The 23,932-nt window shown below is 66.2% G+C and carries 22 protein-coding genes; 10 read left to right on the top strand and 12 right to left on the bottom strand.

The features are described 5' to 3' along the window. Nucleotides 1-5: 5 nt before the first annotated feature. Complete coding sequence (locus ABIB27_RS06660; RefSeq protein WP_354215907.1) at nucleotides 6-611, bottom strand: malonic semialdehyde reductase; 606 nt, start codon at nucleotides 609-611, stop codon at nucleotides 6-8. A gap of 201 nt (nucleotides 612-812) precedes the next feature. Here ABIB27_RS06660 and ABIB27_RS06655 point away from each other — a divergent pair, with 201 nt between their 5' ends. Further along, nucleotides 813-2,165 carry a uracil-xanthine permease family protein gene (locus ABIB27_RS06655; RefSeq protein ID WP_354253713.1) on the top strand — a complete coding sequence of 451 codons (1,353 nt, stop codon included), beginning with the start codon at nucleotides 813-815 and terminating at the stop codon, nucleotides 2,163-2,165. A 59-nt stretch (nucleotides 2,166-2,224) separates the two neighbouring features. Here the strand turns inward: ABIB27_RS06655 and ABIB27_RS06650 are convergent, their stop codons facing one another. The 4 genes from ABIB27_RS06650 to ABIB27_RS06635 form a co-directional block, all read right to left on the bottom strand. Next, the gene (locus ABIB27_RS06650; protein ID WP_354215909.1) at nucleotides 2,225-3,082 is read right to left on the bottom strand and encodes an SGNH/GDSL hydrolase family protein; all 858 of its coding nucleotides are present in this window, start codon (nucleotides 3,080-3,082) and stop codon (nucleotides 2,225-2,227) included. 3 nt (nucleotides 3,083-3,085) lie between these two features. After that, nucleotides 3,086-3,913, bottom strand: a complete 828-nt coding sequence (locus tag ABIB27_RS06645) for a GAF domain-containing protein (protein ID WP_354215910.1) — start codon at nucleotides 3,911-3,913, stop codon at nucleotides 3,086-3,088. Between the two features lie 236 nt (nucleotides 3,914-4,149). Continuing rightward, a complete protein-coding gene (locus ABIB27_RS06640) occupies nucleotides 4,150-4,662 on the bottom strand; it encodes a hypothetical protein (RefSeq protein ID WP_354253712.1) in 513 nt (170 codons plus the stop codon). A 45-nt stretch (nucleotides 4,663-4,707) separates the two neighbouring features. Beyond that, nucleotides 4,708-5,607 carry an SDR family oxidoreductase gene (locus ABIB27_RS06635; RefSeq protein WP_502909133.1) on the bottom strand — a complete coding sequence of 300 codons (900 nt, stop codon included), beginning with the start codon at nucleotides 5,605-5,607 and terminating at the stop codon, nucleotides 4,708-4,710. A gap of 192 nt (nucleotides 5,608-5,799) precedes the next feature. Between ABIB27_RS06635 and ABIB27_RS06630 the strand changes: the two genes are divergently transcribed. Next, nucleotides 5,800-6,294, top strand: coding sequence for a DUF6328 family protein (locus ABIB27_RS06630; protein WP_354215913.1), 495 nt, complete (start codon nucleotides 5,800-5,802; stop codon nucleotides 6,292-6,294). A 172-nt stretch (nucleotides 6,295-6,466) separates the two neighbouring features. Continuing rightward, nucleotides 6,467-6,856, top strand: a complete 390-nt coding sequence (locus ABIB27_RS06625) for a DUF6766 family protein (RefSeq protein WP_354253710.1) — start codon at nucleotides 6,467-6,469, stop codon at nucleotides 6,854-6,856. Nucleotides 6,857-6,886: 30 nt separating this feature from the next. On the opposite strand, the gene ABIB27_RS06620 is transcribed toward ABIB27_RS06625, so the two are convergent. The 3 genes from ABIB27_RS06620 to ABIB27_RS06610 form a co-directional block, all read right to left on the bottom strand. Then, on the bottom strand, nucleotides 6,887-8,011 hold the full coding sequence (locus ABIB27_RS06620) for a glycerate kinase (RefSeq protein ID WP_354253709.1): 1,125 nt from the start codon (nucleotides 8,009-8,011) through the stop codon (nucleotides 6,887-6,889). Between the two features lie 64 nt (nucleotides 8,012-8,075). Further along, a complete protein-coding gene (locus ABIB27_RS06615; protein ID WP_354215916.1) occupies nucleotides 8,076-8,873 on the bottom strand; it encodes a class I SAM-dependent methyltransferase in 798 nt (265 codons plus the stop codon). 78 nt (nucleotides 8,874-8,951) lie between these two features. Next, nucleotides 8,952-9,338, bottom strand: coding sequence for a DUF7793 family protein (locus tag ABIB27_RS06610; RefSeq protein ID WP_502909132.1), 387 nt, complete (start codon nucleotides 9,336-9,338; stop codon nucleotides 8,952-8,954). A 76-nt stretch (nucleotides 9,339-9,414) separates the two neighbouring features. On the opposite strand from ABIB27_RS06610, the gene ABIB27_RS06605 reads away from it, so the two are divergent. The 3 genes from ABIB27_RS06605 (at nucleotide 9,415) to ABIB27_RS06595 (ending at nucleotide 13,880) form a co-directional block, all read left to right on the top strand. Further along, nucleotides 9,415-11,097: an ATP-binding protein gene (locus tag ABIB27_RS06605; protein WP_354253708.1), complete on the top strand. Its 1,683-nt coding sequence runs from the start codon at nucleotides 9,415-9,417 to the stop codon at nucleotides 11,095-11,097. 19 nt (nucleotides 11,098-11,116) lie between these two features. Next, nucleotides 11,117-12,646 carry a putative bifunctional diguanylate cyclase/phosphodiesterase gene (locus ABIB27_RS06600; RefSeq protein ID WP_354253707.1) on the top strand — a complete coding sequence of 510 codons (1,530 nt, stop codon included), beginning with the start codon at nucleotides 11,117-11,119 and terminating at the stop codon, nucleotides 12,644-12,646. Between the two features lie 184 nt (nucleotides 12,647-12,830). Continuing rightward, nucleotides 12,831-13,880 (top strand): EAL domain-containing protein, encoded by a 1,050-nt coding sequence (locus ABIB27_RS06595; protein ID WP_354215920.1) that lies wholly within the window; start codon nucleotides 12,831-12,833, stop codon nucleotides 13,878-13,880. Nucleotides 13,881-14,029: 149 nt separating this feature from the next. Here the strand turns inward: ABIB27_RS06595 and ABIB27_RS06590 are convergent, their stop codons facing one another. The 4 genes from ABIB27_RS06590 to ABIB27_RS06575 form a co-directional block, all read right to left on the bottom strand. Beyond that, on the bottom strand, nucleotides 14,030-14,836 hold the full coding sequence (locus ABIB27_RS06590) for a glycerophosphodiester phosphodiesterase family protein (protein WP_502909131.1): 807 nt from the start codon (nucleotides 14,834-14,836) through the stop codon (nucleotides 14,030-14,032). Nucleotides 14,837-14,862: 26 nt separating this feature from the next. After that, complete coding sequence (locus tag ABIB27_RS06585; RefSeq protein ID WP_354215921.1) at nucleotides 14,863-15,111, bottom strand: hypothetical protein; 249 nt, start codon at nucleotides 15,109-15,111, stop codon at nucleotides 14,863-14,865. A gap of 104 nt (nucleotides 15,112-15,215) precedes the next feature. Next, the gene (locus ABIB27_RS06580; RefSeq protein ID WP_354215922.1) at nucleotides 15,216-16,034 is read right to left on the bottom strand and encodes an HAD family hydrolase; all 819 of its coding nucleotides are present in this window, start codon (nucleotides 16,032-16,034) and stop codon (nucleotides 15,216-15,218) included. A 134-nt stretch (nucleotides 16,035-16,168) separates the two neighbouring features. After that, nucleotides 16,169-17,107, bottom strand: a complete 939-nt coding sequence (locus ABIB27_RS06575; protein WP_354253706.1) for a carbohydrate kinase family protein — start codon at nucleotides 17,105-17,107, stop codon at nucleotides 16,169-16,171. Nucleotides 17,108-17,173: 66 nt separating this feature from the next. Between ABIB27_RS06575 and ABIB27_RS06570 the strand changes: the two genes are divergently transcribed. The 4 genes from ABIB27_RS06570 (at nucleotide 17,174) to ABIB27_RS06555 (ending at nucleotide 23,932) form a co-directional block, all read left to right on the top strand. Continuing rightward, nucleotides 17,174-18,877 (top strand): sialidase family protein, encoded by a 1,704-nt coding sequence (locus tag ABIB27_RS06570; RefSeq protein ID WP_354253705.1) that lies wholly within the window; start codon nucleotides 17,174-17,176, stop codon nucleotides 18,875-18,877. A 173-nt stretch (nucleotides 18,878-19,050) separates the two neighbouring features. Next, nucleotides 19,051-20,673: an ABC transporter substrate-binding protein gene (locus ABIB27_RS06565; protein ID WP_354215925.1), complete on the top strand. Its 1,623-nt coding sequence runs from the start codon at nucleotides 19,051-19,053 to the stop codon at nucleotides 20,671-20,673. Between the two features lie 163 nt (nucleotides 20,674-20,836). Beyond that, nucleotides 20,837-21,793, top strand: a complete 957-nt coding sequence (locus ABIB27_RS06560; RefSeq protein ID WP_354215926.1) for an ABC transporter permease — start codon at nucleotides 20,837-20,839, stop codon at nucleotides 21,791-21,793. A 3-nt stretch (nucleotides 21,794-21,796) separates the two neighbouring features. Further along, on the top strand, nucleotides 21,797-23,932 hold the full coding sequence (locus ABIB27_RS06555) for a dipeptide/oligopeptide/nickel ABC transporter permease/ATP-binding protein (RefSeq protein ID WP_354215927.1): 2,136 nt from the start codon (nucleotides 21,797-21,799) through the stop codon (nucleotides 23,930-23,932).

Here is a 23,932-nt window from a genome sequence, read left to right as displayed (position 1 = left end):
CAGGGTCAGACGGTCCGGACGACGTCCTCGTAGGCGAACTTGGGCTTTGCTGCACCCCACGCACCTTCACCGGCCTGGCCAATGTTGACCACCAGGAAGCTCTTCTGCTCGCCGGCCGGGAAGAGCTCGGCGTCGATGGCGCTGAAGTCGGCGCCGGTCATCGGGCCGGCGGCGAGGCCGAGGGAGCGGACAGCAATGATGAAGTAACCCGCCTGGAGGTGCGCGTTGTTGTTGCCGGTTGCTGCGGCCAGGTCCGGGGCGGCGTCGTACATGGCCTTCGGTGCATTGAACTCGGGCAGGAACTTGTCCCACTGTTCGGCCCAGGCGGTGTCGTAGCTGAGGACGGCGACGAGCGGCGCGGAGGCTGTCTTGGCCTTGTTCCCGTTGGCCATGGCGTCAACGAGCTTGGCGCGGGCCTCGTCCGAGCGGACGTAGGTGATGCGCAGGGGCTGGGCGTTGAATGCCGTGGGGCCGAACTTGGTGAGCTCGTAAATGGCGCGGGCCTGGTCCTCGGTCACCTCGCCGGTGAAAGTGTTCGCGGTGCGGGCTTCGGCAAAGATGGCGTCGACGGCGGCCGAATCGATGACAGCTTCTTCGTGGGCAATAGTCATGGGCGTCCCTTTCACTGGGCCCGCCCATCGAAATGATGGGCCGGCAGTCTGCTTTCCATAGTTGCAACTTCAAGTGAGCCTGATTTCTTCCACTGCCGGCATATGACCTCCCACACAGCCGGACGGCGGGCGCGGCTGGGCGGTAGTGTTGCACCGGAAGATCTCCCGGCCCCAGCGGCCACCCCCTGAAAGGCCTCCGCCATGAGCATGCTCGGAATGAAATGGAAGCTCCACGGCAACGGCAAGGCGATCAAGCCCGGCCACGTGGTCGGCCCGGACGAGCGGCTGGCGTGGCCGCTGACCATCGGCGTGGGCATGCAGCACGTGGTGGCCATGTTCGGTGCCACGTTCCTGGTCCCCATCATCACCGGGATGCCGCCGGCCACCACCCTGTTCTTCTCCGGCATCGGCACTCTGCTGTTCCTGGTCATCACCAAGGGCCGCATCCCCAGCTACCTCGGCTCCAGCTTCGCTTTCATTGCCCCCATCATGGCGTCCCAGCAGCAGTTCGGCGTGCCCGGCGCGCTGGGCGGGGTGGTGCTTGCCGGCGTCGTACTGGCCCTGATCGGTGCGATCGTCCAGAAGTTCGGTGCGGGCTGGATCAACCGGTTGATGCCGCCGATCGTCACCGGCGCCATTGTGGCGCTGATCGGCCTGAATCTCGCCCCTGCGGCGAAGTTGAATTTCGCCGCTGCCCCGGTCACGGCCGTGGTCACGCTCGCCACCATCATTCTGGTCAGCGTCCTCTTCCGCGGCATCCTCGGCCGCCTGAGCATCCTGGTGGGCGTGGTGATGGGCTACCTGGTGGCCATGCTGCGCGGCGAAGTGAGTTACGACAAGATGGATGCAGCCGCCTGGATCGGGCTGCCGCACTTCCAGACACCGGAGTTCCATGTGGGCGTGCTCGGTCTCTTTGTCCCCGTGGTGCTGGTCCTTGTGGCCGAGAACATCGGGCACGTGAAATCGGTGGCGGCCATGACCGGGCAGAACCTCGACGACGTCTCCGGCCGGGCGCTGATGGCCGACGGCGTGGCCACCGTCCTCGCCGGCGCCGGCGGCGGTTCCGGCACCACCACCTACGCGGAAAACATCGGCGTCATGGCGGCCACCAAGGTGTACTCGACGGCGGCGTACTGGGTTGCCGGCGTGTTCGCCATCGTGCTGAGCTTCTCGCCGAAGTTTGGCGAACTGATTGCCACGGTTCCCGCGGGTGTGCTGGGCGGCGCGGCCACCATGCTGTACGGCTTGATCGGCATCCTGGGCGTGAAGATCTGGGTCCAAAACAAGGTGAACTTTGCCAACCCGGTGAACCTGACCACCGCCGCCGTCGCGCTGATCGTTGGCATCGCGGACTACACCTGGACAATCGGGGAACTGACCTTCACCGGCATCGCGCTGGGCTCCGCGGCGGCCCTGGTGATCTACCACGGCATGAAAGCCATCGCGAAGGCCCGGGGCACCGTGGCCGAGCCGGAAACTGAGCTTGCGGGCCTGCCGCCCGCGGCAAAGGCCGCCCTCAACGCCGCAACTAAACGGGCACCCAAGAAGCGCTGATTCATCAGCGGCCTGCGCCCCGGCGGCGCAGGCGGCAGCTCCGAGCTGAGCCTGCGGGCTCAGGCTGCGTGGCCGCTCCCGAAGAATGGACCCGGCGGGCTGATACCAAAAACCGGTCCGGGCTCGGGCCGCTTGGCGGTCAGCGTCTCTTCTGCGGGGTGCCGCAGCTGCCGGACCACCCACGGAACCAGGTATTCCCGAGCCCAGATCAGGTCCTCAGACCTGGCCTCCTTCCAACTCCTGACCAGCGGCTTGGGTTCCAGCGGAACCAGCGTGTGCTGCACACCGAGGGCCCTCAGCACGGCCGCCGCGATGGTGTGGTGCCCCAGCGGCGAGAAGTGCAGCCGGTCCGGATCCCACATGCCGGGGCTTGAGAGTTCGCGCAGGAACCACAAATCAACCATTACCGCGTCATGGCGGGCGGCCACGGTGTGGAGGTTCTCGTTAAGGATGGCAACCTTGCCCCGGATCTGGTTGAAGACCGGAGTGGCACCCCAGTCCGGTCCGGCGAAGAGGACCACCGTGGCGCCGGACCGGGTCAGTTGGGCCACGCCGGCGTCGATGATTTCTGCGAGCCGGTCGGGATCGCTGCGCCGGAAAACAATATCGTTGCCGCCGGCGGAAAGCGTTACCAGGTCGGGCTTCAGAGCCAGCGCCGGTACAAGCTGCTGGTCGAGGATCTGCTGCACCATCAGGCCGCGGACGGCAAGGTTTGCGTAGGCGAAATCAGCATGGTTGGCACTCAACTCTTCAGCTACACGGTCTGCCCAGCCCCGCAATCCGCCGTCGCTGCGGGGTTCGGGGTCGCCGATCCCCTCGGTGAAGGAGTCGCCCAAAGCCACCAACCTGTGCCATGGGTGGGGTGCAGGCTCCGCTGCGGCGTTCCGGACGTCCTTGTCCTGGTTCCAGGCGTTCATGACTTACTCCCTGTTTTGTAGGGTCCCTCTTTCCGGCCGTTGTTCAGCCGGGATGAGTCCACCGAAACCGGTATCTTCCTGGCCCGGTTCCGCCGGGCCGGGACGCGAAGCGGCAACGATGTTCAGGGCTGTCTCGCGAAGCCCCTGGTTGGTATGCCGTGCGACGGTCCGGAGGTACTGACGTGCCGCTTGGTGGCCAAGCCCGTAATCAGACGTGAGGACGGTGACTGCCAGGTCCATCAGCATCATGGAACTTTGGGCCACCGCCAGTTGCGCGCCCGCCTCGGACCGTTCGGCCACGCGCACCACCATGCGGAGGGTTCTGCCCGCCTGCCGCGCATACCGGCGCGTCTTGAGGATGTCGTCACTGGTGAAGGCGTGGGGCGTGGACGCGTAGAGGCTCAGCGCGGCGCTCCAGGCGGTCCCTGCCGTAATCGGGATGGACAGCAGCGACCTGACGCCGTGGTCCGCGGCAACGCTGGCATACCCTGGCCACCGGCGGTCGCGGGCGACGTCGGCCAGATGTACAAAGTCGCCGGCGCGCAGGGATTCCAGCACGGGTCCATCCGCGAACGAGCACTGTTCTTCGTCTGCGGCCCGGGCTGCGGCGCTGCCTGCGGCGGCGGTGCGGGCCGCGGCGGCGGTGCGGGCCGCCCCCGGGCGGAAAAACGTGACCGCCCAACTGATACCGCGGAGGTCGCCGTGGATGTCGCGCATGAACTCGTGGGTGACTGCATCAAGGAAGTCCTCGACAGCCGTGCTGTCGAACACTACATCCTGGGGGTCGGGAAGCGATTCCCAGCCCGGCCCCCCGGGGGTTGCCGCGGCCATGATCCACGCCTAAATTCGGAACGCGTGGCCCACTGCAAAACCTCTTCTAGGATACGTCCGGAGGGGGCTTCACGGGTGGGATCTGGTGCACCAAATGGTCCCGGGCCCACAAAAGAGCCGACGACAGGAAAGTGCCGCCCGGCGCGCGGCCGGACGGCACTTTCCCTCCGTAAGTTCAGAGCGCGGTGACCAAATTTGCTCGGCCGGCACCGGGCAGGCAAGGCCCGCACCCGAGGTCAGCCGGCGTCGAAACTTTCCGCGTCGTCGTTCGGCGACTTCTCTTTGGGCAGGTCATTGCCGCTGCCGTCCGGCAGGCCGGACGCGTCCGGGCCCGACTCCGACGAGAACGGCTCCGAGCCTTGTGAATCCGCATTGGACCCGTCGATTTCAGCCTCTGCGGAGGGAACCTCCGCATCAGGCGGCACGGGCGGCTCGCCTGGTTCAAACCCGGGATCATTCGAGTCGGCTTCGGCATGGTGCTGGTCATCCGTACCGCCGAACCGGCCAGCCCCGGGCTCGCCGGCACTGTCCTTATCCTCCTCGTCGAAGTGGCTGAGCTTGGTAGTACCCGTGGCGAATGATTCGAGGTCGGGGCTGTCCTGGTTCAGGCCAGCGGCGTCAAAGTCTTCTTCGTCGCGGGGCTGCGCAAACTGCTTGTTGTCCGCACCGCCCATCTCCTGCTCCACCGTCGGCGTGCCGTAGCCGCCCACTTCCTCTGCCGGTTCCGTGCCCTGGTTCTCCTGACTCATGGTTCCTCCTGTTGTGGATGTGGGTGAATCTGACGTGCAAGTGTTTCAGAGACCTTTGCCACCGGTGACCGGCAGCACCGCTCCCGAAATATAGGACCCCTGGTTGGAAGCCAGCAGAACATAGGCGGCCGCAAGCTCAGCTGGCTGGCCGGCCCGCTGGAGCGGCGTGTCCTGGCCGAACGTGGGGAGTTTGTCCGGCCACTCGGTTGCGGGAATCAGCGGCGTCCAGATGGGGCCGGGAGCCACCGCGTTGACCCGGATTCCCTTGGGCCCCAACTCCTGGGCCAATGCCTTGGTGAACGCTACCTGCGCCGCCTTGGTCATGGCGTAGTCAATCAGCCCAGGGGACGGGTTGAACGCCTGGATGGAGGCCGTGGTGATGATCGATGCACCGGCCTTCAGATGGGGAACCGCTGCCCGCGCCGTCCAGAGCAGGGAGTAAAGGTTGGTTTTGAAGACCCTGTCGAACTCCTCGGTGGAAAGGGACTCGAGGCTGTCCCGGTTTTTCTGGTAGGCCGCGTTAAGTACCACCACGTCCAGGCCGCCTAACTCAGCCACGGCGTCCTCCACGATCCGCGCGCTGAATTCCTCTTCCCGTCCGTCGCCGGGCAGAAGCAGTGCCCGCTGGCCCGCTTTGCGGATCCACTCTGCGGTGTCCAGGGCGTCTTCCTGCTCTTCCGGAAGGTAGGAGATTGCGACGTCGGCCCCCTCGCGGGCGAAGGCAATTGCGGCAGCCTTTCCGATCCCCGAGTCTCCGCCCGTGATCAGCGCCGCCTTACCTTCCAGGGCGCCATGCCCTTCGTAGCTGAGTTCCCCATGGTCCGGCTTGGGATCCATGGGCGCCGTCAGGCCTGGCTGCTCCTGCTCCTGCTTCGGGAAGCCGCCTGAATGGTAGCTGACCCGGGGGTCTGCGGACAGCTCTGGCTGCTTCTGTTTATCGCTCAAAGTCCACCTCTTCATTCGGCTTCAAAGGGCTCACGCGTCACCGGCCCTTCGAAACTATCCCGCCCGGAGGAGCAAGTCCACCGTTCGGCACAAATAATCAGTAAACTTACCAATTGTTGAACTTGGCGCAACGTCGGCCCAGCTTTGGAGCACTCAGGATGGCCGCCGCGCCCCTGTGAACGAGGAGAAGCAATGTCGGAAGTGGAGGATTTCACCGGCAACACAGGCCGGAACGAAACCCGCGAAGAACAGCTGGACCGGAACTGGGCTGAGCTCCTGCAGGAACTCAGGGTCCTGCAGACGGGGGTCCAGATCCTGGCGGGCTTCCTCCTCACGCTCCCGTTCCAGCAGCGGTTCGAGGAACTGGACGATTTCCAGGTCACCCTCTACCTCGTCAACGTGGTCATCGCCACCCTCACCACCGCCTTCATCCTGCTTCCCGTGAGCGTCCACCGCCGGCTGTTCCGCCAACGCCTCAAGGAGACGCTGGTATCAAGCGCGGACTCCATCACAAAGATCGCGCTGGCCGGAGTGGGAATGCTCAGCGTGGGGACAGCGGCACTCGTCTTTGATGTGTCGGCGGGCCGGTCTGCAGGCCTGACGGCCGGCGGCATCCTGCTGGCCATCCTGCCGGTACTGATGATCTACGTCCCGTTGCGTCTGAACCGCCGCGCCCAGGAACGGTAACCGGAAGCCACCGCCCAAGACAAGAGCGGGGCACATCGAGCGAAGGAGGGGATACGCGCAAATAGCCCAGGGAACACGGCCGCTGCTGGCCAATGCCGGACCGTTCCTGGCGTTTTACGGTGGAATGATCCTCTCCGGCGCGGCGGCCTAAGGCTCTTCCGAGTCCAAACCCATGGGCAAGGCCGCCCCGCAGGACCAGGATCCACGCGATGCCACCATCAAGGACGCCGCACCGTGGCCGGTCAAGCGGGGCAGGCTGGTGCTCAAGCTCTACGAACACTCGCTGTCCATCCTCCTTGTGCTGCTGTTCGCGGCCTCCTTCAGCCTGCACGCAGCCGGCGGAGCCTCGGCGTACAACGACGAGCAGCAGAGCCATGGCCAGCCCACCGTCACGGTGCTGGGATATCTGGCCACCAGCCGTTTCTGGTTCGAATCCTTCCAGAACTGGCAAAGCGAATTCCTCGCGGTGGCCGTCCTGGTGGGCGCCTCCGTTTATCTCTGCGAAAAGGGGTCACCGGAGTCCGAACCGTTAGCCGACCCGCACTACGAGACCGGTGCCTGAGCGGCCTTCCGCAGTTGCGGAGGGCCGGCGTCAGGCGCCCTCCAGAACCTGGCTGGTGGCCCAGGTCAGGTATTTTGCGGCATTCGCGACGGCGTCTTCCGGGCTTGCCGCCACGTCGAGGAGTTGGGCAGCGGCTACTACACCGTGCCCGGCGAGGTCTTCAGGGGTGACCAGGATCCGGCCGGCCACCACGATCACCGGGATGCCCCGTTCCCGGGCAGCATCGGCGAGCGCGATGGGGGCTTTGCCGGTCAGCGACTGGGAGTCCATGGACCCTTCGCCGGTGATCACCAGGTCCGCATTGTCCAGTTGGCCGGCCAGGCCGGTGAGCGCCGCAACCAGCGCAAATCCGCCTTCCAGCCGCGCGTTCGTGAAGGCAAGGAACGACGCAGGGAATCCACCCGCCGCCCCGGCGCCCGGGATGTTAACGTCCCGGCCGGTGGCTTCACGCAGGAGGGACGCCCAGTTGCGGAGGCCGGCGTCGAGCAGTTCTACCGCTTCTTCGTCGGCTCCCTTCTGGGGGCCGAAAACATGGGCGGCACCGCTGGTGCCGACGAGCGGGTTCTGCACGTCCACCGCGATCCGGAACCTGACTGTGGACAGGCGGGGATTCAGGCCGGAGGCATCCAGGGCCACCACATCGGCCAGCGATCCGCCGCCCAACGGGACTACGTTCCCGGCCCGGTCCAGCGGTTTAAGTCCCAGTGCACGCAGGGCGCCACTGCCGCCGTCGGTCATGGCCGATCCGCCCAGGCCCAGCACAATCTCGGTGGCGCCGGCGTCGAGGGCCGCGGCAATCAGCTGTCCGCAGCCGTAGCTGTGGGCCCGCAGGGCATTGGCCGGCGTGGGCTCCATCTGCGCCAGGCCCGAGGCCTGGGCGGTTTCAATAATGGCGGTAGCGCCGCCGTCGGCATTTTTCCGGACGGCCCAGGCCGCACCAACGGGCTTAAGGATGGGCCCAACTACCGCGTTTAGCCGCTCCTCGTAGCCCGCAGACACGGCCGCCTCCAGCGTTCCCTCACCGCCGTCGGCGATCGGAAACTGGTTGGCGACGGCATCCGGGTAGACCCGCAGCGCCCCTTCTGCGATGGCGGCAGCGGCCTCGGCGGCGGTGAGGGAGCCTTTGAACTTGTCCGGAGCGATGAGAATACGCATGCCGCCCATCATGCCAGTCCGCCGCCGGAAAGCGCTTGCCTGATCCCGGCATGCGGACAGCGGCCTACCGGCTGGGGGCTTTGGCCTTGAGCACCGCGAAGTAGCCCGGGATCCTGCTGTCCCCGTCAGCGTCCATCAGTGGGTTGGTTTCGATGGTCGCAGGCCCATCTTCCACGAGCGTCCACTGGTCCGCCGGCATCACGCGGGCAAGTTCCTCCGGCCCGAAGTGTCCGGGCATGGGCAGTTTTCGGATGGCCAGCTCCAGCGGGGCCGGGATCTTCCGGAGCGAGGCGCCCAGGTGCGAGACGTATTCCACCGGGTTTCCGGGGTAGTTCGTCTCCGCCAGGAAGACCGTGCCGCGCTCACCCACCACCTGCCGGAGGTTGTCCATCAGCGCGGCCTGATCGGCGGCGTCCAGAACGTGGAGCACGCCGCGGACGAACACATTGGCGTCCGTCGATCCCGCCAGCCCTGCACCCGCGCCGGGCAGGGTCATGTCGCGCGCGATGTACTGGACGTTGCTGATCCCTGCGGATTCGTCCTGTGCGCGGGCCACTGCATGGTCAGAGACATCCACCCCGATGACCTGCGGTGAAAACGCGGCGAGGGCCCGGCTGAAGCCGCCGTGACCGCACCCCACATCCACCACTGGGAGCTGGGGATCGAAGTGCCGGGCCAGGATGTCGCGGTAGCCCTGCAGTTCGTGGTCCGAGCCGGAGTCCCACAGCACTTCGCTCCGGGCACCGGTGCTGGCGATGCCCGCCCAGTACCTGTCCCAGGCAAGCACCCGGTCTTTGGGTGCAGAACGGGACAGGCTGATGAGCTTGGGCAGGATCAGATACTTCCGCCAGGTGGAGCGCATCGGTTTCAATGGGGAGGACACCGTTCAAATATAGGTCCCCGGCCGCCTGGCGACGGTGTCGGAAGGGCAACGGGTGGGTCAGGCCCCGGCTGGCTGGTCCTTCAACAACCAGGCCATGGCCTCGTCCCGGGACGTAAAAAAACGGGTGGGGCAGGGCAGCCTGTTGATTCCCAGGATGAAATTGGCCAGGACTTTGTCAACGGGCGATGCCCCCAGCAGCGCGATTCGGGACGCCTGGCAGGGCCGGCCGAAAACAGCGCGGGCGCCGCGGCTGACCTGGGCCGTGGTGGCCATATCCACCAACATCGGATGCCGGCTGTCGCCGCACATTTCGTTGACGCCGCGCATGGCGGCTTCGGCGTCGGCCTCGGAGATGGACACCGCACGCGGCCACCTCAGCTGGATGACACCCTGCCCATCCAGCGTGAGATCCGCCATGGCACCCTCTGCAGGCTGACTCGTCACTATTACCCTCCGCGCATTTATAAACGGACCCGCTGTGCCCCGTCACCCTACAATGTACTCATTCAGGACCGAACGGGTGCTCATCAGCAGCGAGGGGGACAGGTTGCCAGCGGACACGCCACACGTCGCAACCGTGCCGTACCTGGCCGTCGTGGCGGATCCCGACGCGGGACGCCGGGAATTCACCACCGCAACCCTCGAAGCGGCGGGCTTTATGGTCCGGGCTGCCGGGAGCGCCCCGGGCCTCTCAGCCCTTCTTGAGGGCAGCGAGCCCTCCGTCCTTGTGCTGGACAGCTCACTTTCGGACATCGACGCGTCTGCTCCCGTGCTGGTACTCGTGGATCTGGACAGCCCGGCCGAGGTCAAAGCCGTGGAGCATGCCGGCGTGCGGGACTGCATCGCCAAGCCGCCGGCGGCCAAGGAAGTGGTCCACCGTGCCACCGCTCTGATCAACCTGGTTTCACGCCGGACAGAGGCACGCCAGGAGGCGGAGTCGCTGCGCGAAAGGCTGCGGCAGGTCTCGGCGGCCATTCGCGGAACAAACGATCCCCAGCTGATCTCCGACTTTGTGGTGAAGGGGTTTGGTGAGACCTTGGGCGCCGACCGTGTCTGGCTCACCACGTTTGACGATTACCGGGTGCCACCCATCACCGCGCAGTGGCACCGGTCCAAACTCGCTCCCCTGCCTGAGACCCTGTTCGCGTACCCGGACGAGGCCCGCGCGGCAGCGGATCTCCTCTGGGCGCGGGCAGAGTCCCTGACGGCGGACGGGGCCATCGTGCAGGGCGGAACGGGTGACGCCGAGCTGCCGGCCGAACTCGCCGCCCTCGGCGCGGCCGCGTCCGTGGCCGTCCCGATGGGCGAGGGAAGTTCGTCGCTGGGCATCATCTGGATTGCGCAGCTGGACTCCCCACGGGAATGGTCGCGGGCAGAGCTCGGCCTGATCCAGCACGTGGCCGGCAACGCCGCCCACGGCCTGATCCAGAGCCACCTGATCACCAGCCAGCAGCAGGTGGTCAAACAACTCCGGCAGCTGGACAAAGCCAAGACCGACTTCCTGGCCACCGTCAACCATGAGCTTCGTACTCCGCTGACCTCGATCATGGCGTATCTGGACATGATCCAGGAAAATACCTCCGATCCGGTGTCCATCGAGGTCCACCAGATGCTGGACATCGTGGTCCGGAATACCGAGCGGCTGCGCCTGCTGATCGAAGACATGCTGAGCGTTTCCCGCAACGGGCACGAGCTGACTCCCCAGCAGCTGACACCTGTCCGGCTGGCGCGGACGCTGCAGATTGTCATTGCCGCACTCACGCCGCTGGCAAAGCTGCAGAACGTCAGCATGGTGCTGGCCCCCGTTGCCGACGACCCCGAAATCATGGCGGACGAAGTCCAGCTGCAGCAGGTCTTTACCAACCTGGTCTCCAACGCCATCAAGTTCACTCCAGGCGGAGGAAGGATCGACGTGGCCAGCGTTTTGGATACCGAAACCGACGGCACAAACTGGGCCACCGTCAGCGTCTCGGACACCGGGATGGGGATCTCCGAGGACGAGATAGCCCACATCTTTACCCGGTTCTACCGTGCCTCCAACGCCATGTCCGGGGCGGTACCCGGCACCGGCCTGGGGCTGGCCATCACGCAGGACATTGTCGATCGCCACTGCGGCCGCATCGAGGTGGCGTCTGAGCTGGGCTTGGGCACCACGGTCACGGTAAAGCTCCCGCTCGACACCCATGCTCAGCAGAATCCCTAAACCCGGAGAGGAGGTCCCCTTGTTCGCCGACAATGACCCCAGGCTGTCCCAACTTTTGGAGGGCATCGTCCGGCTTGCCTCCGGCGACCTGCAGTCCCGGATTGAGGTCTCGCCCGCCCGCGACGAACTCGACGCCATCATCATGGGCACCAACCTCCTCGCCGAGGACCTGGAGATCATTTATGAGGAACTTGAACAGCGGGTTGAGGACCGCACCCAGCTCCTCCACGAAGCCCACCGCGAAATGCAGAAAATGGCCATGCAGGACCCCCTCACCGGCCTCGCCAACCGGTCGGCGCTCCTGGCCGCAATCAAATCTGCCCAGGACGACGCCGCCGGCCAGCCCGTCATCCTGCTCCTGGACCTTGACGCCTTCAAGTCCATCAACGACACTCTGGGCCATGCCGCCGGGGACAAGGTGCTGAGCACCGTCGCGAAGCGTATCCGCGGTGCGGTCCGCGGCACCGATGTTGTTGCCCGGCTGGGCGGGGACGAGTTCGCCGTCGTTATGCCTGCCACGGGCCCGGACCAGGCCGCCGTCGTAGGTCAACGCATCCTGGCCGCCCTGAAGGAAGCGATCGAGCTGCCCGACCGGACCATCCGCTGCGGGGCGAGCATAGGACTCAGCATTGGGGAGGCGGGGCGGTCGGCGGCGGACTTGCTGATGCAGGCCGACGTTGCCATGTACGCCTCCAAGGCCGAGGGCCAGAACCGGCTCCACGTGTTCGAGCCCGGTCTTCTGCTGGTTCGCAGGCTCCGCAGCCAGCTGCTCGATGACCTCCGGACCGCGGTCAAGGGCGAGGGGCTGTTGCTGCATTACCAGCCCGTGATTGAGCTGGATACCGGGCGGATTGAAGGCGTGGAGGCCCTGGTCCGTTGGCAGCACCCCACGCGCGGGCTCGTCATGCCGGACGAGTTCATTCCCCTGGCCGAGGACGCCGGGCTGATCTCCGAGCTTGGCCTGTGGGTGCTCACGACGGCGGTGGGCCAGCTCCGGCGCTGGATTGACGACGCGCTGGTTGACAGTACGTTCTCCGTCCGGATCAACATCTCCGCCTCTGACCTGCAGAGCCTGCAGTTCATTGAAGACGTACGGGGCGTGCTCAAGGAAACGGGCGTCCGGCCCGAGCAGGTTGTCCTGGAACTGACGGAAGTGGCCATCGTCAAGGGCAACGAACTGGACCGGTACTCGTTGGGCGGGCTCCGGGGGCTTGGGGTCGGCATCGAGATCGACGATTTCGGGACGGGCTACTCCTCCATCAGCTACCTTCGCCGGCTCCCCGTGGACCGGGTCAAGGTGGACCGCTCCCTGATCGAAGGCCTGGGCACCGACCCCAGCCAGTCACCCCTGGTGGCTGCGGTCCTGCAGCTCGTGCGGGCCTGCGGGCTGGAAGCTGTGTGGGAAGGTGTGGAAACCGCGGAGCAAGCCGAGCATCTGCGGAGCCTCGGCTGCCTGAGCGCGCAGGGGTACTACTTCAGCAAGCCGGTTCCGCCTGAACAAATTCCCGGTCTGCTGGCCAAAAGTTCGGCGCAAAGCAATAGTGGTTAATCGTTGAAGGGATGCGCTTTTGGGCGGTCCCGATATACGATCTAGTTGCGGTGACTCTTCTCCGCGGCCAGGGGACCGGCCTAAAGCAGAAGTAGCGAACTCCGAAGGCGTCTGGAAATTTGAAAATTGAACGGCCATCGGGCCATTACTTCGTCAATGGGGGGCGTGGATGATGACTGTTCGGGTGCAAGCATGGGGAGTTATCGCTGCGGTATTGGCGGATCCGGATCCTGCCGCGGCAGCCATTCGCCAGCGCCTTAGCGACCGCTTGGGCGAAAACCCCGGCGTCCCGGAGCGGGCCTTGCTGGAATACCTCCTGGAACGCCGGCAGCAGGACGCCGTTCAGGGGGGCGCCCTTGACACAGCCCGCTCCATTCAGCCGCTGAACGCCATGCCGCCGCAGGTGGCCGAGCGGTTGGATTCGCTGCGGAGCCTGTCACGGATCAGCGCGCTGCTGGAGAATCAGATGCTGATGACGGCTTTCCAGCCGATCTTTGCACTCGACTCCAAGACTGTGGTGGGCGTCGAGGCGCTGTCGCGTTTTGTGAGCGACGACGGCGCCGGCGCGGAACTCTGGTTCGCGGAAGCTGCTGCTGTTGGCCTCGGCGCCAACCTGGAATTCTCGGCACTCGGTTCCGCAGCATCGGCCGCCGCGAACCTTCCGGCACACCTTTATGTCGCCATGAACATCTCCCCCACCTCGTGCCTCGATCCGCGCCTGCCCGAATTGTTTGACCACATCGAGTTGCCCATAGACCGGATTGTGCTCGAATTGACGGATGGAATTCCTGACGAAGAATACTCGCATTTTATTTCCGCCGTTACTCCGCTGCGGGAACGCGGGTTGCGTATTGCAATCGATGATTCGCACTCCACCGCCGGCACGCTGAGCCGGATGCTGCACCTGCGCCCGGACTTCATTAAGCTCGGCAGAAGCGTGATCAGCGGAGTGGACAGTGATGGCTCCCAGCGGGCTGTTGCCGCATGCATGGTGGACTTCGCGACGCAGCTCGGCACCGTTCTGGTGGCGGAAGGCGTTGAAACCACCGAAGAGCTCAGGGTCCTGACGGAGTTGGGTTTCAGCGCCGGCCAGGGCTACCTGCTCGGCCGGCCGTCTGTGCGGCCGAAGGATTGGGAATCCTGGAACACCCCCCTCGACGCCACCGAACTCCGGCACCTCACCACTGACGCCGGTCACGCCTTCCCTGGGCCTGGCGGCGCTGAACGGCGCTGACAGGCTTCGCCACGCTTCTCCGGTCGGCACTCCACCGCCCCGCTCCAGGCCGGTAGTGTTCCCCTACGCGGGTCCGGTTGGCCAAGTCTGCGGAGTCCTTCGCCGCGGCGTCCTTCTCGGGCCGGTGCGATTCCGCAAGCCAGCGCCGGTCAGCTGCCGGGCCACTCGCCGCGTTCCTGGAGTACCTGCTTGAGCAGATCCGCCCGGTCCGTCACGATCCCGTCCACGCCGAGGTCCAGCAGCCGTTGCATCTCGGCGGGCTCGTTAATGGTCCACACATGGACCACCAGTCCCAGGGTGTGGGCGCGCCGGATGAAGCCCGGCGTCACCACCCGGAGCGCCCCCTGCCGGACAGGAACCTGCAGCGCCTGGACGTCGCGCAGCGGGATCCGGAGCACAAAGCGCAGCCAGGCAACAGGAAGCAGGGGGCCGAGCAGGACAACCAGCCCGTTCGTCACCACCCCCGCCGACGACGCGACCGGCCGGCTCAGCAGCTTCAGCACCGCCCGGCGTCGGCGGTCTGAAAAACTGGCCACCAGGACCCGGTCATGCGCCCCGTGCCGTTCGATGCCGGCGGCCAGGGGGCGCACGGAGTTCCAGTCTTTGACGTCCACGTTCACCCGCACATCGGGGAATGCCGTGAGCAGTTCGTCGAACAGCGGCACGGGTTCGCGCCCGCCGATGGGCGCGGCTGCCACCTCGGCGGCAGTCAGCTCGGAAATCCGGCCACGGCCGTCGGAAACCCGGTCCAGTGTGTCGTCGTGGAAAAGCAGCAGCACGCCGTCGGATGTGGTGTGGACATCCGTTTCGACGTATTGGAACCCGTAGTCGACGGCGGCGCGGAACGCGGCCATGGAGTTTTCCAGCCCATCCTGCGAGAATCCGCGGTGGGCCATGGCGATGGGGCGGGCGGGACGCGAAGCATCGCCGGAAGTGTCAAAGAACGGCCAGGTCACGCTGCGAGCGTACCGGAACCGGCCCGTTATGCCTCCTGCGGCACAATCTCCACATCATCGCTGCAATGCAGCAGCGTGCGGCCCAGCCCGTTGTCGAGATCCACCCACACGGCGGTGTGGTCCAAAGTGATGGCGTCCACCAGCCCGCCGGTTTCGTAACCGGGGGTGAGCGAGACGCGCACGCGGTCGCCCTTTTTCAGTGCACTCCAGTGCGCCGCCGGCTCCGCCGGGCGCAGCGGCTCATCGGCCGTACGTTGGTTGCCGTTCCTTGCCATGACTTCCCCTCAAGCTGCGAATGCGCCTATTCGCGACCCACACTAGGGGGCGAAAGTTAACGCCAGGTGAGCGGAAGCTGTGAATCCTGGCTGCGGGAGCCCGGTCAGGCCAGCTCGACCCCCAGCGCTGCGAGCCTTGCCTCGAGAACCTGGGCCACGCCGTCGTCGTCAAAATGGGGCGCCTGCTGCCCGGCTGCGCGGATGGCGTCCGGGTGGCCGCTGGCCATGGCGTAGCCGTTCCCTGCCCAGCGGAGCATCTCCACGTCGTTGGGCATGTCCCCGAATGCCACGACGTCGGCTGCCTCGATCGCCAGGGACTTGGCGTACTCAGCGAGGGTGACGGCCTTGTTGACACCCGGAAGGGACAGTTCCAGCATGGCCACGCTGGGCGCGGAGTGCGTTGCGTACGCGAGGTGCGCGACGGCGGGCCGGACGGCAGCGAGGAAGTCGTCCGGAGTGCCCTCCCGGACGATCGCGAGGAACTTCACGACGGCGTCGTCCGCGGTGAGCGTCTCAGTCAGCGGCGCGGGGGTGAATTCGGCCAGCAGCTCGCTGGAACCGTTCTCGATGAAGCCCGGCTCCAGGTGGAACCCCGTAAGGGTTTCCGCCGCGAAGAGCGCGGACGGGCGAAGGTCTTTGACGATCCGCCGGACTTCCCGCACGGCATCAATGCTCAACGTCCGGGCGGAGACCAGGCGGTCCGTTTCGAGGTCCCAGACCACGGCGCCGTTGGAGCAGATGACCGTGCCGGTGTGGCCCAGTTGCTCCTCCAGCGGGTGGAGCCAGCGCGGCGGACGGCCGGTGACAAAAACGAGCTCAATGCCGGCGTCCCGGCAGGCGTGGAACGCGCGGATGGTGCGGTCACTGATCTTTCCATCGTGCCCCAGGATCGTTCCGTCAATGTCACTTGCCACCAGCCGCATGCTGCCAGTCTACGTGGGGCAGCCGGCATCGCTCATCCGCGCTGCGCCTCGGCGAGCGGCTGCCTGGAGTCTCCCGGAGACGTTTTTTGACGTGGCTACCCACGGACCCGGCGTCGTGGGACCAACGCCCCCGCCTACTCCTCCGGCACGGCGTTCAGTTCCGCACGGGTGGGCGGGTTGGCGCCAGGCCGTGAAACGGTAATGGCGGCCGCACGGGAGGCGTGGGCCAGGAGTTCAGCAAGGCCTTCAGCCGGCAGCTCACGCAGTTCCCCGCGGTTCTGCGCACCGTCCAGGCCGCGGTCCACAATCCCGGAGAGCAGCGCCGCCATAAACGAATCCCCCGCGCCCACGGTGTCCGCCACCTCCACCTCGGGTGCCGGACATTCCACCTCGCCCGCGGCCGTAATCCCCCACGGACCGGCCGCACCGCGGGTGACCACCACCATCGCAGGCCCCACCGCACCGCCCAGGGACAGCCAGCGGCGGGCGGAGTCCAGTGGATCCACGCCGGGATACAGCCAGGCCAGGTCCTGATCCGAAGCCTTAACAACATCCGCCAGCGACGCGAACTTTTCCGCCTGCCGCCGCGCGTAGTCCGCATCGGTGATGATGCTGGGGCGGCAGTTGGGATCGAAACTGATCGTGGCGGACGGGTGGGCATATTCGACGGCGGCGAGCACCGCCGTCGCACCCGGCGCCAGCATCGTGGCAATCGATCCGGTGTGCAGCAGGGTGGTGCCCTGCAGCATAAAGGCGAGCCGGTCGGCCAGGTGGGGAAGCTCCCAGGTGAGGTCGAACGTATAGGTGGCTCCGCCGTCGTCGTCAATCAGGGCGGTGGCCACGCTGGTAGGCAACTCGTCCGGCCCCTGCGGCAGCATCACCGAACTGGCACGCAGGTGCGCTGCAACGGAGTCGCCGTAGGCATCGCGGCCGTAGCGCCCGATGAACTGCACCGGGTGGTCCAGGCGCGCCAGCCCCACCGCGACGTTGAGGGGGCTGCCTCCCACGTGGGCTTCGATTCCGGAGGCGCGCTGGACAACGTCAACAAGGCCCTCGCCAATAACAGTGAGCATGGTCATACTCTGCCAGAGAAGCGGCCCCGCCACGCAGATTTACTGCCCGTCGCCTACCATGGAGATATGACATCCCATGTCCTGCTGTTGATGGCTACCCCCGACGTCGAACACGTGCTTGCCCTCCGGGGAACCGGCGGTTACCGCCAATACAGGATTCCCGCACTCGCCGTCTCGCGGCAGGGCACCGTGCTGGCCGCCTACGACGGGCGCCCCAACCTCGATGACCTCCCCAACCCGATCGACCTGCTGCTCCGGCGCAGCACGGATAACGGTCGGACCTGGGGCGCGCAGCAGGTGGTGCGGAGCGACGGCGGCCTCAACGGTTACGGCGACCCGAGCCTGCTGGTGGACGTGGATACCGGCCGCATTTTCATGTTCCATGCCGCCGGAACGCGGGCGGGTTTTTTCGAGGCCGTGGCCCAGCTGGAGCCCGATGACCAAGTCCAGCACTGCGATCTCAGCTTCTCTGACGACGACGGCATGACCTGGCAGCACCGCCGGATCACCGCCCAGCTCAAGCTCCGGCCGCCCACACATGCCGGCGAACCGCCCATCACCGGGATCTTCGCCGCGGCAGGCCAGGGCATCCAGATCCACACCGGGCCTTTCCGCGGCCGCCTGGTGCAGCAGTACGTGGTCCTGGCCGGCGGCGAGATCATGGCCGCGTCCGCCTACAGCGATGACCACGGCGAGAGCTGGACTCTCGGCGAGCTGATCGGCGCAGCGACCCATGGCTTGAGCCCCAACGAAAACAAAGTGGCTGCGCTTCAGGACGGCCGGCTTCTCCTCCACAGCCGCGGCACTCCGCGCCGGCTCGCTGCAACGTCCGACGACGGCGGCGCCACCTGGAGCGCACTGCTCCCCGTCGAGGACCTCCCAGACCCGGGCGACAACGGCTCCCTGGTCCGCTTTGACGGCCTTCCGTCCGTCGATTCCCTCGCAGAGGAAGCCACCGGCTCATGGCTGCTGGCCACCAACAACCACGACACAGCCCTGCGGCGAAACATCGTCCTGAGCCTCTCTACTGACAACGGGCGCAGCTGGCCCGCGAAGCTGGTCCTGTGCCCGGGCAGCTCGGCCTATTCGACGGCCGCCCGGCTCCCCGACGGCAACGTCGGCGTCCTCTACGAGCGCCAGGGGTACCGGGAGATTGTGTTTATTTCTGTGCCCGCGGGGCAGCTCACCGCCTGTCTCGCCGGCGTCGAGAACGCCCCGCGCGGGCCCGGCGGCACGGGACTGACCTCCGACGGCGGTCCCGAGCTCGTGTTCGACATGGAACTGCGCTCCATCACCCCCGGCCGCCCGGCGGCCTGGCAGAACGCCGGCGAGTTCCACGTCATGCAGTCCGGCGGGGAGGACTGGGGGGTGCACACATGGAAGGAAATCGGCCAGGGCTACTCGGCCGAAGCGGCGCAGGTCATCGGCACACGGGAGGCACAGGACCTGAATTACGGCCCGATCATTCCCGGCTACAAGGCCGGCGACATCCTCGCCTTCACCGGCAGGGCGCGCAACGACGGATCCTTGCCGGTGACCGCGGTCCGGCTGTCCGGCCCCGGCTCAGACGCCTTCCCCGCCGGGGACCTTGGACCCGGCGAGGAAGTCCTCTACTTCACCCCCGGCTACACCGTCACCGAGGCGGACGTGGCCCAGGGCCACGCGGACGTGGCGTTCGACGTGACCGCCGAATGTGGCGGCACTGCCGTGCGCCGCCGTCGTGCTTTCAGGTTTGATACCCGCACCGGAGGCGTCAGCGCGCCTGAGTGAGAGAGCGTCCCGCAGAATCCTGCGAAGGTGAGACTGCGTCCGGGGAACCCCTGCCGGAAGTGAGAGAGCGTCGGACAACTGGAGCTTGACGTGAAGCTGTGATGACGCTTACAGTCGACATACGAGCTCGGACGTCCTACATCCGATAAACCTTCTGGAATGGCGAGGCCCTCATGAACAACATCACCAAGAACCTGCCGCTGGTCAATGACGCCAGCCGCCGGAACTTCCTCAAGCTGACCGGCGCCATGGGCGCTGCTGCAGCCTTCACCGCCTCTGTCGCCGCGTGCGGCAGCCCTGCAGCTACCACCACCGGCAGCTCAGCGAGCGCTGCGGCAGTCAACAAAGACCTCACCATCGAAGCGGGCATCTCCTACGCTCTCTCCACCGGCTTCGACCCTCTGAGCTCCTCCGGCGCCACCCCGATGGCCGCCAACCTGCACATCTTCGAAGGCCTCATCGAGCTGCACCCGGCCACCCGTGTGCCGTACAACGCGCTGGCGGCATCGGACCCCAAGAAGGTCAACGACACCACCTACCAGGTGACCATCCGCGAGGGTGCCAAGTTCCATGACGGTACCCCTGTCACCACCGAAGACGTCGCCTTCTCCTTCACCCGCGTGATGGATCCGGCGAACAAGTCCCTGTTCTCGCAGTTCATCCCGTTCATCCAGGACGTCAAGCCCGTTGATGCCAAGACGGTTGAGTTCACCCTCAAGTACGCCTTCCCCGGCTTCGGCCCCCGCATCTCTGTGGTCAAGGTCGTCCCCAAGGCCTTGGCCACGGACCTCAAAGCCTTCGACGCCAAGCCCGTCGGCACCGGCCCCTACAAACTCATCTCCGCCGCCAAGGACGACAAGATCGTGTTCGAGGCATTCGCCGACTACAACGGCCCCAAGCCGGCACTGGCCAAGGGCATGACCTGGCTCCTGCTCTCGGATGCCGCTGCCCGCGTCACGGCCGTCCAGTCCGGCCGTGTCCAGGCCATCGAGGACGTCCCCTACCTGGACATCGACGGCCTGAAGTCCAAGGTCAAAGTTGAGTCCGTCCAGTCCTTCGGCCTGATGTTCCTCATGTTCAACTGCAACAAGGCGCCGTTCAACAACAAGCTGGTCCGCCAGGCCCTGCACTATGGCCTGGACAAGGAAGCCATCATCAAGAAGGCCCTGTTCGGCAACGCCAAGGCCGCCAGCTCCTACTTCCAGGAAGGCCACCCGGACTACGTCAAGGCCAAGAACGTGTACGGCTACGACGCCAAGAAGGCTGAAGACCTGCTCAAGGAAGCCGGCGTCACCAGTCTCGAATTTGAACTGCTCACCACGGACACCGCCTGGGTCAAGGACGTTGCGCCGCTGATCCTCGAGTCCTGGAACAAGATCCCGGGCGTCAAGGTCTCCGTCAAGAGCATCCAGTCCGGCGCGCTGTACTCCGACCGTGTTGGCGCCGGCGACTACTCAGTGGTCGCGGCCCCGGGCGACCCCTCAGTCTTCGGCAACGACGCGGACCTGCTCCTGAGCTGGTTCTACTCGGGCGCCACCTGGATGGAAAAGCGCGCCTACTGGACCGCTCCGGAGCGTGCCAAGCTGCAGGAACTGATGAACAAGGGTTCGCAGGCTGCCACAGCAGACGCCAAGAAGATCACCGGCGAAATTGTGGACCTCGTCTCCGAGGAACTTCCCCTGTACCCGATCTTCCACCGCCAGCTGCCCTCCGCCTGGGACGACAAGAAGCTCAACGGCTTCAAGCCGCTGCCCACTACCGGCATGTCGTTCATCGACGTCGGCCGCACCGCCTAAGCTGCGCTGAGAACCAGCGCATCACCCGGGGCTTCCCGGGAACGGCATCACCAACTCGACGCAGCAGAGGGGCTGTGGCCTGCTGGCCATGGCCCCTCTGGGCTGAGAAGCACCACCCCGTGACGCGGCCCCCGCGGCACAACCAATCAAACCGGAGAACAAATTGGTCACGATATTGCGTCTGCTTGGCCGCAGACTCGCAGCACTGCCATTGATGATCCTGGGCATCACCCTGCTCGTCTTCCTTGTCCTGCAGGCCGCTCCCGGCGACCAGGCAAGCTCCGCCCTCGGCGACGGCGCCAGCGACGAAGCGAAGCAGCAGTACCGCCAGGAAAACGGCCTGAACGACCCGCTGGTCATCCAGTACTTCAGCTTCCTCGGCAAGCTGCTGCAGCTGGACCTCGGCGTCACCACGCCGCCGGCAAAGTCGGTGGCTTCCATGATCGGCTCCGCGTTCCCCCTGACGCTGCAGCTGACCTTCCTGGGCGTGCTGATCGCAATCGTCCTGTCCCTGACCTTCGGCATCCTCGGCGCCCTCTACCGCGACAAATGGCAGGACCAGCTGGTCCGCGTTTTCTCGATCGCCGCGATCGCCACGCCGTCGTTCTGGCTCGGCATCCTGCTGATCCAGTGGTTCGCCCTCGGCGCCAGCCCCCTGTTCCCCTCCGGGGGAATCGCGACGCCGGAATCCGGCTTCGGCGGCTGGCTCAACTCGATGGCCCTCCCGGCCCTGGCCTTGGGCATCCCGGTCTCCGCCTCGCTGATCCGCGTGGTCCGCACCTCGATGGTGGAGGAACTGGACCGCGACTACGTCCGCACCGCCATCGGCAACGGTGTCCCCTACCGCGAGGTGGTGTCCAAGAACGTCCTGCGGAACGCCCTGGTCACCCCGGTCACCGTGCTGGGACTTCGAGTGGGCTACCTCCTCGGCGGCGCCGTCGTCATCGAAATGATTTTCGCCCTGCCCGGCATGGGCCAGCTGATCCTCAACGGCATCACCAACCTGGACGTCAACCTGGTCCAGGGCGTGGTGCTCACCATCTCCGTCACCTTCGTTCTGGTCAACATTGTGGTGGACCTCCTGTACTTGCTCATCAACCCCCGAATCAGGACGGTATAGCTCATGCGTAGCAAGCTTGCTGAACGGCTGAGTGCCCCGGGCCTCCGTTTTAAGGCCCTGCCTTGGGGCTCCCGCATCGCCCTCCTCTTCCTCATCATGATCGTCCTCGCGGCCGTCTTCGCTCCGGTCATCGCCCCGCACGATCCGCTGGAGACCTTCATCCCGGCCACCCCGCCCGGCGCCGAGAACCTCTTCGGCACCGACCGCCTGGGCCGTGACATCTTCTCCCGCATTCTCTTCGGTGCGCAGTCCTCGCTGATGATCGGCCTCGGCGCCGTCATCCTGGCCATCCTGGCAGGCGCCCTGCTGGGCTCCTTCGCCGCCACGTCCAGCAAGGCAGTCAACGAACTGATCATGCGCCTGATGGACATCCTGATGGCGTTCCCGGGCATTGCCCTGGCCGCAGTGCTGCTGGCCGCGTTCGGCAACTCCGTTCCCACCATCATTATCGCGATCGCCATCATCTACACCCCGCAGCTGGCCCGCGTGGTCCGCGCCAACGTGCTCTCCCAATACGGCGAAGACTACGTCCGCGCCGAGCGTGTGATCGGCGCAGGCCGCTTCTACATCCTGCTCAAGCACATCGTCCGCAACACTGCAGCCCCCGTGCTGGTGTTCGCCACGGTCATGGTGGCCGACGCCATCATCCTCGAAGCCTCGCTGTCCTTCCTCGGCGCCGGCGTCCAGGACCCCGCACCGTCATGGGGCAACGTGATCTCCTACGGCCGCAACCTGGTCCTGTCCGGCGGCTGGTGGGCCACCACCTTCGCCGGTGTGACCATACTGCTCACCGTACTCTCCCTGAACATCCTCGCCGAGGGCCTCACCGACGCCATGGTGAACCCGAAACTGCGCAAGGCACCTGTAGTAAAGGACGACGACGGCGCGTCGGCTGTTGTTGCCGGCGCAGCGGTGGGGGCCGGCGTCGACACCCAGATCGGGACGTCCGTGGCCCAGCCGTCAGTGGTGGAAGAGCACGAGCTCGACGGCGTGCGCGCCGCCTACGGCGACGTCCTCACCGAGGAGCACTACAACGAGGCGGCCATCCTCTCCGACCCGAAGCTGGCAGCGGCGAACCCGCACCTGCTGCTGGACAGGGAACTGGAACTGCTCTCCGCGATCGAGGCCCGGCGCACCGACCGCCTCCCCCAGGTACCGGCCGGCGCGCGCAACGTCCTGGAGGTCAGGAACCTGTCCATCCGCTTCCCGGGCCGCTTCGGCGACACCGCCATTGTGGACAACGTCTCCTTCACGGTCCGCGAAGGCGAAACCATGGGCCTGGTGGGCGAATCCGGCTGCGGCAAGTCCATCACGTCCCTCGCGGTCATGGGCCTGCTGCCCAAAACGGCGCAGGTCACCGGGTCCATCAGGTTCGACGGCAAGGAACTGCTGGATCCGGCCACCAGCCACAGCAGCATCAAGGCCTACGAGGGCCTGCGCGGCCAGCAGATCGCCATGGTCTACCAGGACGCCCTGAGCTCCCTGAACCCGTCCATGAAGATCAAGGACCAGATGGAGCAGCTGACCAAGCGCGGCGGCCGCAAGACCCCCACCGAGCTGCTGGAACTGGTCAAGCTCGATCCCGTCCGGACGCTCGCCAGCTACCCGCACGAGCTCTCCGGCGGCCAGCGCCAGCGCGTCCTGATCGCCATGGCCCTGTCCCGTTCGCCGAAGATTGTGGTTGCCGACGAGCCCACCACCGCCCTGGACGTCACCGTCCAGAAGCAGGTGGTGGACCTGCTCAACGAACTGCGCGAACAGCTCGGCTTCGCCATGGTCTTCGTCAGCCATGACCTCGCCCTGGTGGCTTCCCTGGCCCACCGAATCACGGTCATGTACGCGGGCCAGGTGGTGGAATCCGCAGAGGCTTCGGAGCTGCTGCAGAACCCGAAGCACGAGTACACCCGCGGCCTGCTCGGCGCTGTCCTGTCCATCGAGGCCGACGCCGTCCGCCTGCACCAGATCCCCGGCACCGTCCCGTCCCCGCGCGACTTCGCCTCAGGCGACCGCTTCGCCCCGCGCTCACTGCGGCCCGACGCCGACCCCAACCAGGAACTGGTCCTGACCTCTGTTTCGTCCGCCAGCGGCGGGGACGCTGACCACTACTGGGCGAGCCACCTGAAGGAGGATGCAAAGTGA

The sequence above is a fragment of the Arthrobacter sp. UYEF21 genome (assembly GCF_040546085.1).
In the GTDB taxonomy this organism is placed as follows: domain Bacteria; phylum Actinomycetota; class Actinomycetes; order Actinomycetales; family Micrococcaceae; genus Arthrobacter.
The sequence above is the reverse complement of the archived record's forward strand: the minus strand, read 5'-3'. Positions and strand labels throughout refer to the sequence as shown.